Source organism: Streptomyces sp. NPDC086549 (genome assembly GCF_044746205.1).
GTDB lineage: Bacteria > Actinomycetota > Actinomycetes > Streptomycetales > Streptomycetaceae > Streptomyces.
Window position 1 is genome coordinate 348,771 of the sequence record NZ_JBIVBS010000013.1, and the last position, 12,373, is coordinate 361,143.

Below are 12,373 nucleotides of genomic sequence, written 5' to 3' on the forward strand. Positions count from 1 at the left end.
CCTGGCCGCGCGACCCGCGGCCATGCAGAAGGAGTCAGTGTTGAGAAGCAGTTCCTCTCGCGGACGCACCTCCCACACCACGCACCGCCGCACCGCCGCCGTCGCCCTCGCGGGCGTCACCGCACTGATCGCCGCCGCCGTCCAGTCGGGCGCCGCCAGTGCCGCCCCGGCGGGCAAGGCCCCGTCGGGCAAGGCGAACCCGGCCCACTCGGCGGCCAGGCTCACCCCCTCGCAGCGCGCCGAGCTGATCCGTGACGCCGGTGCCGCCAAGGCGGACACGGCCAAGGCGATAGGCCTCGGCGCGCAGGAGAAGCTCGTCGTCCGTGACGTCGTCAAGGACGTCGACGGCACCCTGCACACCCGCTACGAGCGCACCTACGCCGGCCTCCCGGTCCTCGGCGGCGACCTGATCGTCGACACCGCGAAGTCGGGCGCGACCAAGCAGGTCATCAAGGCCAGCAACGCCACCATCAAGGTCGCCGGCCTCACCCCGAGTGTCACCAGGGCGACCGCCGAGCGGCAGGCCGTCAAGCGCGCCCAGGCCCTCGGCGCCACCAAGTCCGCCGCCGACAGCGCCCGCAAGGTGATCTGGGCCGGCTCCGGCAAGCCGGTCCTCGCGTACGAGACCGTCGTCGGCGGCCTGCAGGACGACGGCACGCCCAACCAGCTGCACGTCATCACCGACGCCACCACCGGCAAGAAGCTCTACGAGTACCAGGGCATCGAGACCGGCGTCGGCAACACGCAGTACAGCGGCCAGGTCACGCTGACCACCACCCAGTCGGGCTCGAACTACACCCTGACCGACGGGGCGCGCGGCGGCCACAAGACGTACAACCTCAACCACGGCACGTCCGGCACCGGCACGCTGTTCTCCCAGACCAACGACACCTGGGGCAACGGCACCACGTCGAACGCCGCCACCGCGGGCGCGGACGCGCACTACGGCGCCGCCGTCACCTGGGACTTCTACAAGAACACCTTCGGCCGCAGCGGCATCAAGAACAACGGCGTGGGGGCGTACTCCCGGGTCCACTACGGCAACGCGTACGTCAACGCCTTCTGGGACGACACCTGCTTCTGCATGACCTACGGCGACGGCTCGGGCAACGCGGATCCGCTCACGTCCATCGACGTCGCGGGGCACGAAATGAGCCACGGCGTCACCTCCAACACCGCCGGTCTCAATTACAGCGGCGAGTCCGGCGGCCTCAACGAGGCGACCTCCGACATCTTCGGCGCCGGCGTGGAGTTCTACGCCAACAACTCCTCCGACGTGGGTGACTACCTCGTCGGCGAGAAGATCGACATCAACGGCGACGGCACCCCGCTGCGCTACATGGACAAGCCCAGCAAGGACGGCTCGTCCAAGGACAGCTGGTACTCCGGCCTCGGCGGCCTCGACGTGCACTACTCCTCGGGCCCCGCGAACCACTTCTTCTACCTGCTGAGCGAGGGCAGCGGCGCCAAGGTCATCAACGGCGTCAGCTACAACTCGCCCACGGCGGACGGGCTTCCGGTCACCGGCATCGGCCGGGACAAGGCGCTGCAGATCTGGTACCGCGCGCTCACCACCAAGTTCACCTCGACCACCAACTACGCGAGCGCCCGCACCGGCACCCTCGCGGCGGCGGGTGAGCTGTACGGCACCACGAGCACCGAGTACAAGGCGGTACAGGACGCGTGGGCGGCCATCGCGGTCGGCTCGCGGTCCGGTGGCGGGGGCGGCGGCGGTACGTCGTACGAGAACACCACGCCGGTCTCCATCCCGGACAACGGGCCCGCGGTCACCTCGAACATCACCGTCTCCGGCCGGACCGGAAACGCGCCGAACAACCTCCAGGTGACCGTCGACATCACCCACACCTGGCGCGGCGACCTGGTCATCGACCTGGTGGGGCCGTCGGGCACCTCGTACCGTCTGAAGAACTTCAGCTCGTCCGATTCGGCCGACAACGTGCAGGCGACCTACACGGTCAACGCATCATCCGAATCAGCCAATGGCACCTGGAAGTTGAAGGTCCAGGACCAGGCAGCGCAGGACGTCGGCACCATCAACAGCTGGAAGCTGACGTTCCCGTAAACCGCAGACCACTGCACGAGTGAGCAGGGCGCCGTCCCGGGGTTCAACCCCCTGGGGCGGCGCCCGTTTTACATGCCTGCAATGTTTACCGGTCAGTAGGTTTTCGGCCAACATCACTTCAGGGTCCTGACATGTACGCGCCCCTGATGTCACTCTTCCCTCACCCGCCGCAGCAGCACAGCAACTTCACAAAACAACTCCGGCCGGTGACCCCACGCCGTCCGGACTCCCCCACAAGAAGGAGCTTGAGTGAGCCCCCTCTACGCGCGTCACAAGCGCACCGTTCTGGCCACCGCCACCGCTGTCGCAGCCGGAGCCCTGCTCACCGCCGGCCTGACCCCCAGCGCCTTCGCGACCCCGACCGGGTCCGCCAAGCCCCTGGCCGCCGCCCCGACCGCGCTGACCAACGCGGCCCGCACCGGCCTGATCCAGAAGGCCCAGGCCGGTGCCGCCAAGACCGCCCAGCAGATCGGCCTCGGCGCCAAGGAGAAGCTGGTCGTCAAGGACGTCGTGAAGGACGTCGACGGCACCGTCCACACCCGCTACGAGCGCACCTACGCGGGTCTCCCGGTGCTCGGCGGCGACCTGGTCGTCCACACCTCCAAGGCGGGCAAGACCGAGGGCGTCACCAAGGCCACGAAGAGCGCCATCAAGGTGGCCTCGCTCAAGCCGCAGATCGCCGCCGCCAAGGCCGAGAAGCAGGCGCTGACCGCCGCCAAGTCCCTGGGCTCCGCCAAGACCTCGGCCGACGGTGCCCGCAAGGTCATCTGGGCCGGCTCCGGCAAGCCCGTCCTCGCCTTCGAGACGATCGTCGGCGGCCTCCAGGACGACGGCACCCCGAACAAGCTGCACGTCATCACCGACGCGGCCACCGGCAAGAAGCTCTTCGAGTACCAGGGCATCGAGAACGCGGCCACCACGGGTACCGGCAAGTCGCTGTACTCGGGCACCGTCACCCTCAACACCTACCAGTCGGGCTCGACGTACCAGCTGTACGACACGACGCGCGGCGGTCACAAGACGTACAACCTGAAGCACGGCACCAGCTCGGGCACCGGCACCCTGTTCACCGACTCGGACAACGTCTGGGGCACCGGCGCCGCCTCCAGCTCCTCCACCGACCAGACCGCGGCCGTCGACGCCGCCTACGGCGCTCAGGAGACCTGGGACTTCTACAAGAACACCTTCGGCCGCAGCGGCATCAAGAACGACGGCGCCGCCGCCTACTCCCGCGTCCACTACGGCAGCTCGTACGTAAACGCGTTCTGGGACGACGACTGCTTCTGCATGACCTACGGCGACGGCGAGAGCAACCTCGACCCGCTGACCTCGCTGGACGTGGCCGGCCACGAGATGAGCCACGGCGTCACCGCCAACACCGCGGGCCTGAACTACTCGGGCGAGTCCGGCGGCCTGAACGAGGCCACCTCGGACATCTTCGGCACCGGCGTGGAGTTCTACGCGGCCAACTCGTCCGACGTCGGTGACTACCTCATCGGCGAGAAGATCGACATCAACGGCGACGGCACCCCGCTGCGCTACATGGACAAGCCGAGCAAGGACGGCGGCTCGGCGGACAACTGGTCCTCCTCGGTCGGCAACCTTGACGTCCACTACTCGTCCGGCGTCGCGAACCACTTCTTCTACCTCCTGTCCGAGGGCAGCGGTTCGAAGACGATCAACGGCGTCAGCTACAACTCGCCGACGTACAACAGCTCCACGATCACCGGCATCGGCCGCGCCAAGGCGCTGCAGATCTGGTACAAGGCGCTGACGACGTACTTCACGTCGACGACCAACTACAAGTCGGCCCGCACCGGCACCCTGTCGGCGGCGGCCGCCCTGTACGGCTCCGGCAGCACCGAGTACAACGCGGTGGCAGCGGCCTGGTCGGCGGTCAACGTCAGCTAGTCATCTCATAGGCGTCAGGACGGCCCCCGGGATGAAGGCATCCCCGGGGGCCGTCCTACGCTTGTGACCCATGTCCTTCACCTACGAGCCGGTAGGCGCGACCCGCGCGAGTCTCACCGCCTGCCCGCCCGACTTCCACCCCCTGCACGTGCGCACGCGCATCGGCGAGGGCGAGGAGGTGTTCCGCCGGGCCGCCGAGGCGGTCCTCACCTGGGAGATGCACCGCGCGCTGGGCGTCGGCATCGACGCCACCGCCGACCGGGCGGCGCCGGACGTGGACGTCACGGTCACCCTCGCCGGCCTGATCAAGGCCCCCTGCCGCATCGTCTGGACGGTCGAGGAACCCCGCCGCGCCGGCTGGGCCTACGGCACCCTGACCGGCCACCCCGAATGCGGCGAGGAGGCCTTCGTGGTGGACCGCACCGGGGACGGCACGGTGTGGCTCACCGTGGCCGCCTTCAGCCGGGCACAGAAGTGGTACGCCCGGGCGGGCGGGGCGGCGACCCGGGGGCTGCAGCACGCGTACGCCCGCCGCTGCGGGACCGTGCTCAGGAGGTTGTGCGCAGAGGCCGCCGAGGACTGACCACCGCCCCGAAAGCACCCCTCGCCGAGCCGCACCGATACAAATCCCCCGGTGCGCCGGCAGACGCCCGCACGGTTGGCCGGTATGGGACAGCGACGGTCGGCAAAGTCGCAGGTCGCGACTCTTGGGCATGGCCCATTCCGTCCATTCGCTTCCCGCTGCCCTTCCGCCGCCCGGTTCGGCACCGATCGTGGTCGGTGGCATTCCGTACGCGGTCGGACGTCCATGGTGTGGGTCTGTCTGCGGTGGGGGCCCGGCACGAGGGCCAGTGGGGTCAGTGCCCGCCCCAGCGAGACAAGGAGATCGTCCTCGGTCCGCACTTCTGCCAGACCCGCCTCCAGCACGGTGAACCCGGCCCCGACGAGCCCCTCCGAGAGCTCGTCACGCCGCTGCTGCGGCACGAAGTACGGCTCGGTCGTCAGCCAGGGGAAGGCGTCCCCGGGGTCCACCAAGGAGTCCAGCGTGTCGTCCGTGTTCCTCATCGCGTCCGGTAGCGGGTCACGTAGTGGTCGCCGGTGTAGTAAACCTCATTCGGTGTTGACTCGGCGGACTTCGGGAGTCCGCCGAGTCAATCACTAGCGCATCAGCACTCCCGCGCCGTCCACGACCTCGTCCGACGGCACCGCGACCAGACCCAACTCCGCGCCGGAGGACAACAGTTGGTGGGAGGGGAGGATGCGGACCGTGTAGCCGTAGGGACCGGTGCGGTCGAGGGACAGCGGGCCCTCGTAGACCCAGCGGCCTTCGAGGTCGGGTCCGCCGGCCGGTTTCAGGGGGACCGTCGTCCCGTCGGTGATGCGGTCCTCCGAGTCGACGCGGCCCGAGACGGCCTGGACCTCGACATCGTCGGGGCCGAGCTCGCCGAGGCCGACACGGACCCGGAGCCCCAGCGTCGTCCCCAGCTCGGCGGTGGCCGTGGCGGCCGTCGTCTCGACGTGGTCCACCGTCACGCCGTGCCAGGCGGAGCGGACCCGGGCCTTCCAGAGAGCCAGTTCGCGAGCCGCGTCCTGGCCCAGCACCCGGTGGGCGCGGGCGGCGGGGGCGTAGAGGCGCTCGACGTACTCGCGGACCATGCGGCCCGCCAGCACCTTCGGGCCCAGCAGGGTCAGGGTCTGGCGGACCATCTCGATCCAGCGGTCGGGCAGGCCCGCCTGGCCGCGCTCGTAGAAGCGGGGGGTCACCCGCTGTTCGAGGAGGTCGTAGAGGGCGGCGGCCTCGATGTCGTCGCGGTGGTCGGGGTCCGTGCCCGCGCCGTCCGCCGTCGGGATCGCCCAGCCGAAGTCGGGCTGGAACCACTCGTCCCACCAGCCGTCCAGGACCGACAGGTTGAGACAGCCGTTGAGGGCCGCCTTCATCCCGGAGGTGCCGCAGGCCTCCAGCGGGCGCAGGGGGTTGTTCAGCCAGATGTCGCAGCCGGGGTACAGCTTCTGCGCCATCGCCATGCCGTAGTCGGGCAGGAAGACGATGCGGTGGCGGACGCGCGGGTCGTCGGCGAACCGCACCAGCTCCTGCACGAGCCGCTTGCCGCCGTCGTCCGCGGGGTGCGCCTTGCCGGCGACCACGATCTGGATCGGGCGTTCGGGGTGCAGCAGCAGATCCATCAGCCGGTCGCGGTCGCGGAGCATGAGGGTGAGGCGCTTGTACGACGGGACCCGGCGCGCGAACCCGATGGTCAGCACGTCGGGGTCGAGGACGCCGTCGATCCAGCCCAACTCGGCCGTGCCCGCTCCCCGTTGCCGCCAGGAGGCGCGCAGCCGCTCCCGTACCTCCACGACCAGCTGCTCGCGCAGGCCGCGCCGCAGCTCCCAGATGTCCTGGTCCGGGATGTCCGCGACCACGTCCCAGCGGTCCGCGCCGCCGGCCGACAGCTCGTCCTCGGCGCGTTCGGCGCCGAGCTGGCGGGCGCCCAGACGGAACACCTCCGGAGCCACCCAGGTGGGGGCGTGCACACCGTTGGTGACGGAGGTGATCGGCACCTCGTCGGGGTCGAATCCCGGCCACAGCCCCGAGAACATCTCGCGGCTGACGTGCCCGTGCAGCAGCGAGACGCCGTTGGCGCGCTGGGCCAGCCTGAGGCCCATCACCGCCATGTTGAAGAGGTTGGCCTCGCCACCCGGGTAGGTCTCCATGCCGAGCCGCAGGATGCGCTCGACGTCGATGCGCGGGAGTTCGGCCTCGGGGCCGAAGTGGTGGGCGACCAGCTCCCGGTCGAAGCGGTCGATACCGGCCGGGACAGGGGTGTGCGTGGTGAACACGGTCCCGGCGCGCACCGCCTCCAGACCCGCGTCGAAGTCCAGCCCCTGGTCGCAGAGTTCGGCGATCCGCTCCAGGCCGAGGAAGCCGGCGTGGCCCTCGTTGGTGTGGAAGACCTCGGGCTCCGGGTGGCCGGTGAGCCGGCAGTACGTCCGTACGGCCCGCACACCCCCTATGCCGAGCAGCATCTCCTGCAGCAGCCGGTGCTCGCTGCCGCCGCCGTACAGCCGGTCGGTGACCCCGCGTTCGCCGAGGTCGTTCTCCTCGACGTCCGAGTCGAGCATCAGCAGGGGGACCCGGCCGACCTGGGCGAGCCAGATCCGGGCGTGCAGCTGCCTGCCGCCGGGCAGGGCGAGGGAGACCTGGGCGGGGGTGCCGTCGGCCTCCTTCAGCAGCGTCACCGGCAGCTCGTTGGGGTCGAGCACCGGGTAGTGCTCCTGCTGCCAGCCGTCCCGGGAGAGGGTCTGCCGGAAGTAGCCGTGCCGGTAGAGGAGGCCGACCCCGATCAGCGGTACGCCGAGGTCGCTGGCCGCCTTCAGATGGTCGCCGGCGAGGATGCCGAGGCCGCCGGAGTACTGGGGCAGAGCGGCCGTGATGCCGAACTCCGGGGAGAAGTAGGCGATGGCGGCGGGCAGATCGGCGGACCGCGTCTGGTACCAGCGGTCGCCGGTCACGTAGTCGTTCAGGTCGTCGGCGACCGCGGTCAGGCGGCGCAGGAAACGGCGGTCCTCGGCGAGCTCGGCGAGTCGCCCGGGGCGCACACTGCCCAGGAGGCGGACCGGGTCGCCCTCCGAGGCGGCCCATTGCTCGGGGTCGACGGACTGGAAGAGGTCGCGCGTTTCCGCATGCCAGGACCAGCGCAGATTGCGCGCCAGGTCGCTCAGCGGCCAGAGGGGTTCGGGGAGAACGGGACGGACGGTGAACCGACGGATCGCCTTCACATGCCACCTCGGCGCGTTCGCTGGATGGACGCACGGCACTGTGCGCCTCGTCACGGCAGCACGGTACCGGTGTTGCCCGGAGCTCCGCTGGGACCTTCGCCCGCAAACACGGACGGCCCGGACGGCGCGAACCGGCGATATGGCCGGTTCCGCCCCCGTAGGCGTCCTTGTGGCGCTTCGCCCCGCACGAAAGGCTGCCACTGGAGTTGAGGAGAGGAACTCGAACCATGGCACGGACGCGAACCGGTCGTCTGCGCCGGGCGGGAGGCCTGACCGCGGCCGTCACGGCCGCGGTGCTCTCGGCCGCCACCCTGCCCGCGCACGCCGCTCCGGAGGGGAAGATAATCGGCGCCGACGAGCCCGGCTCCGTCGGCGGAAGCTATCTGGTGACGCTGAGGGAGGGGACCGACGCCTCGTCCGCGGCGGGGAAGGGGCTTGCCGCGCGGTACGGGGTGAGAACAAGCCATGTCTACGGCAGCGTCCTGGGCGGCTATGCCGTCAAGGCCAATGCGAGACAGGCGCGACTGCTCGCGGCCGACTCCCGGGTGGCCTCGGTCGTCCAGGACAGCCGTGTGGCGCTCGACCGCACCCAGCGGAACCCGCCGTCCTGGGGCCTGGACCGCCTTGACCAGCGGAACCTGCCCCTCGACAGGAAGTACACCTCGCCGGACTCCGCGGGCGCCGGAGTGACGGTGTACGTGATCGACACCGGGATCCGGATCACGCACGCCGACTTCGGCGGCCGGGCGAGCTACGGCTGGGACTTCGTCGGCGGCGACAGATCCGCCGGGGACGGCAACGGGCACGGCACCCATGTCGCCGGGACCATCGCCGGAAGCAGGTACGGCGTCGCCAAGAAGGCCAAGGTGGTCGCCGTACGCGTCCTTGACGACGCCGGTTCGGGCACCATCGCCCGGGTCATCGCGGGCATCGACTGGGTCACCCGGCACGCGCACAGGCCCGCGGTCGCCAACCTCAGCCTGGGCGGCTACCACAACGACCAGCTCGACGCCGCTGTGCGCGACTCCATCAGGGCCGGGGTCACCTACACGGTCGCGGCGGGCAACGACGGCCTGCCGGCCGGGCTCTACTCCCCGGCCGACGTGCCGGAGGCGATCACCGTCGGCGCCACGGACCGGTCGGACGCGCGGGCCGCCTTCTCCAACTTCGGCCCCGCGCTGGACCTGTTCGCCCCGGGTGTCTCGATCACCTCGGCGTCTTCCGCGAGCGACACCGCCAGGGCGACCTACTCCGGTACGTCGATGGCGGCCCCGCACGCCGCGGGCGCGGCCGCCCTCTATCTGGCCGGCCATCGCGGGGCCACACCGGCCCAGGTCGCCAAGGCCCTGGTGGCGCGCGCGGCGACCGGCGAGGTGACCGGCGCAGGCCCCGGCTCGCCGGACGAACTCCTGCAGGCGCCGGCGCCGTAATGGCAGAGAATCGACACCGGCCCCGTTCGCACCGGACGGGGCCGGTCTTGTGCGTAGACATACGCGTGAGTAGTTAACAAAGTGCCGGATTGCTCACCCGAATAGGGTGGGAAGGCTCCTCCGGTACGCCCCCCAGGCGTGCCGCACGCACACCCGCAGGACCCACCTCCCCACACTTATCCGCCCACACCCCCGTTGACGCGGACAGGAGCGGTCATGCCCGCCACGCACCACTCGTCATCACCCTCGGCCAACAGCGAGAACAGCACCAAGGGCAGCGACGGCGCGGCCGTCGGCAGGGCGGCCACCGTGCCTGCGCCCGTACGCCCGGCCGAATCCGGCCCCCCGTCGCAGGAGCGGTCCTCCACGGGCGAGGGAACGGTCGTCGGCCGCATACCCGTCCTCGACGTCCGCCCGGTCGTCCAGCGCGGATCGAGGCCCGCCAAGGCAGTCGCCGGAGAGACGTTCGAGGTTTCAGCCACGGTGTTCCGAGAGGGGCACGACGCCGTGGCCGCCAATGTCGTCCTGAGAGACCCGGAGGGCCGCCCCGGCCCCTGGACACCGATGCGTGAACTCGCCCCGGGCACCGACCGCTGGGGCGCGGACGTCACCGCGGGCGAACCCGGCCGCTGGACGTACACGGTGGAGGCGTGGGGGGATCCGGTCACCACCTGGCGCCATCACGCGCAGATCAAGATCCCGGCGGGGATGGACACCGAACTGGTCCTGGAGGAGGGCGCCCGGCTGTACGAGCGGGCGGCGGCCGGGGTCCCGGCGCGCGGCGGGCCACGAGACGTCCTGCGCACCGTGGTGGACGCCCTCCGGGACGAGGGCCGGCCAGCCGCCTGGCGCCTCGCGGCGGCGTTGGCGCCGGAGGTGGACGAGGTGCTGGCGCGGTATCCGCTGCGGGAGTTGGTGACCGCGTCGGATCCGATGCCCCTCCTCGTGGAGCGCGAACGCGCCCTGTACGGCTCCTGGTACGAGTTCTTCCCCCGCTCGGAAGGCACGCCCGAGCAGCCGCACGGCACGTTCGCAACCGCCGCCCGCCGCCTCGACGCGATCGCCGCGATGGGCTTCGACGTGGTCTACCTGCCCCCCATCCACCCCATCGGGACGACCTTCCGCAAGGGCCGCAACAACACCCTCGACGCCCGTCCCGACGACGTGGGCGTGCCCTGGGCGATCGGCTCCCCCGAGGGCGGCCACGACGCCGTCCACCCCGCCCTGGGCACCCTGGAGGACTTCGACCGCTTCGTGGACCGGGCCCGCCGGCTGGGCCTGGAGGTGGCCCTCGACTTCGCGCTGCAGTGCTCCCCGGACCACCCCTGGGTGCACAAGCACCCCGAGTGGTTCCACCACCGCCCCGACGGCACGATCGCCTACGCGGAGAACCCGCCGAAGAAGTACCAGGACATCTACCCCATCGCCTTCGACGCGGACCTGGACGGCCTGGTCGCCGAGACCCTGCGGGTGCTGCGGCACTGGACGGCACACGGCGTGCGGATCTTCCGGGTGGACAACCCCCACACCAAGCCGGTCGTGTTCTGGGAACGGGTGATCGCAGGCGTCAACGCCACCGACCCGGACGTGATCTTCCTGGCCGAGGCGTTCACCCGCCCCGCGATGATGCACACCCTCGCGCAGATCGGTTTCCAGCAGTCCTACACGTACTTCACCTGGCGCAACACCAAGCAGGAGCTGACCGAGTACCTCACCGAGCTGTCCGGGGACGCCGCCGCGTACATGCGGCCGAACTTCTTCGCCAACACCCCCGACATCCTGCACGCCTACCTCCAGCACGGCCACCGGCCCGCCTTCGAGGTCCGCGCGGTCCTCGCCGCCACCCTCTCCCCCGCCTGGGGCATCTACAGCGGCTACGAACTGTGCGAGAACACCCCCCTGCGCGAGGACGGCGAGGAATACCAGGACTCGGAGAAGTACCAGCTCAAACCCCGCGACTGGGCCGCCGCCGAACGCGAGGGACGCACCATCGCACCCCTCATCACCCGCCTCAACACCATCCGGCGGCAGAGCCCGGCCCTGCGGCAGCTGCGCGACCTCCACTTCCACCATGCCGACAGGGAAGAGGTGATCGCGTACAGCAAGCGGAGCGGTTCGAACACGGTTCTGGTGGTCGCCAACCTCGACCCGCACCACACCCAGGAGGCCACGGTCTCGTTGGACATGCCGCAACTCGGCCTGGAATGGCACGAGTCGGTGCTGGTGCGTGACGAACTCACCGGCGAGAACTATCACTGGGGCAGGACCAACTATGTGCGTCTCGGGCCTGGCGGTGCGCATGTGCTGACCGTCGGCCGGGGGTCCGGGGGTTGCCCCCCGGGCAAGCACAGCACGGTTCTGCGACCGTCCACCCCGCAGACCGGAGGGTCACCCACAAAATGATCGTCAACGAGCCCGTTCCGGATACCTTCGAGGACACTCCCGCCCAGGACCGGGACCCGGAGTGGTTCAAACGCGCCGTGTTCTACGAGGTCCTGGTCCGCTCCTTCCAGGACAGCAACGGTGACGGCATCGGCGACCTCAAGGGCCTCACCGCAAAGCTCGACTACCTGCAGTGGCTCGGCGTCGACTGTCTCTGGCTGCCGCCCTTCTTCAAGTCCCCGCTCCGGGACGGCGGTTACGACGTCTCCGACTACACCGCCGTCCTGCCCGAGTTCGGCGACCTCGCCGACTTCGTGGAGTTCGTCGACGCCGCCCACCAGCGCGGCATGCGCGTGATCATCGACTTCGTCATGAACCACACCAGCGACCAGCACCCGTGGTTCCAGGAGTCGCGGCGGGACCCGGAAGGGCCCTACGGCGACTACTACGTCTGGGCGAGGGACGACAAGCAGTTCCAGGACGCGCGGATCATCTTCGTCGACACCGAGGCCTCCAACTGGACCTATGACCCGGTCCGCAAGGAGTACTACTGGCACCGCTTCTTCTCTCACCAGCCGGACCTCAACTACGAGAACCCGGCGGTCCAGGAGGAGATGATCTCCGCGCTGAAGTTCTGGCTGGACCTGGGCATCGACGGCTTCCGTCTCGACGCGGTGCCGTACCTGTACCAGGAGGAGGGCACCAACTGCGAGAACCTCCCGGCGACCCACGAGTTCCTCAAGCGGGTGCGCAAGGAGATCGACGCCCAGTACCCGGACACGGTCCTCCT

At 70.2% G+C, this 12,373-nt stretch carries 7 protein-coding genes; 6 read left to right on the plus strand and 1 reads right to left on the minus strand.

Annotated elements, in window-relative coordinates:
• Positions 1-40: 40 nt before the first annotated feature.
• From ACIPSA_RS34945 to ACIPSA_RS34955, 3 genes are all read left to right on the plus strand, one after another.
• Positions 41-2,083, plus strand: a complete 2,043-nt coding sequence (locus ACIPSA_RS34945; protein WP_402642026.1) for a M4 family metallopeptidase — start codon at positions 41-43, stop codon at positions 2,081-2,083.
• Between the two features lie 249 nt (positions 2,084-2,332).
• Positions 2,333-3,994 (plus strand): M4 family metallopeptidase, encoded by a 1,662-nt coding sequence (locus tag ACIPSA_RS34950; protein WP_402642028.1) that lies wholly within the window; start codon positions 2,333-2,335, stop codon positions 3,992-3,994.
• Positions 3,995-4,064: 70 nt separating this feature from the next.
• Positions 4,065-4,577, plus strand: a complete 513-nt coding sequence (locus tag ACIPSA_RS34955; protein ID WP_402642030.1) for a DUF1990 domain-containing protein — start codon at positions 4,065-4,067, stop codon at positions 4,575-4,577.
• A 575-nt stretch (positions 4,578-5,152) separates the two neighbouring features.
• Here ACIPSA_RS34955 and ACIPSA_RS34960 read toward each other — a convergent pair.
• Positions 5,153-7,771 carry a glycosyltransferase family 1 protein gene (locus ACIPSA_RS34960; protein WP_402642033.1) on the minus strand — a complete coding sequence of 873 codons (2,619 nt, stop codon included), beginning with the start codon at positions 7,769-7,771 and terminating at the stop codon, positions 5,153-5,155.
• A 227-nt stretch (positions 7,772-7,998) separates the two neighbouring features.
• Between ACIPSA_RS34960 and ACIPSA_RS34965 the strand changes: the two genes are divergently transcribed.
• The 3 genes from ACIPSA_RS34965 to ACIPSA_RS34975 all read left to right on the plus strand — a co-directional run.
• Complete coding sequence (locus ACIPSA_RS34965; protein WP_402642035.1) at positions 7,999-9,201, plus strand: S8 family serine peptidase; 1,203 nt, start codon at positions 7,999-8,001, stop codon at positions 9,199-9,201.
• A gap of 216 nt (positions 9,202-9,417) precedes the next feature.
• The gene (locus ACIPSA_RS34970; RefSeq protein WP_402642038.1) at positions 9,418-11,604 is read left to right on the plus strand and encodes an alpha-1,4-glucan--maltose-1-phosphate maltosyltransferase; all 2,187 of its coding nucleotides are present in this window, start codon (positions 9,418-9,420) and stop codon (positions 11,602-11,604) included.
• Positions 11,601-12,373, plus strand: a 773-nt coding sequence (locus ACIPSA_RS34975) for an alpha-amylase family glycosyl hydrolase (protein ID WP_402642040.1), incomplete at its 3' end; no start/stop codon positions are given. The genes ACIPSA_RS34970 and ACIPSA_RS34975, both read left to right, overlap by 4 nt.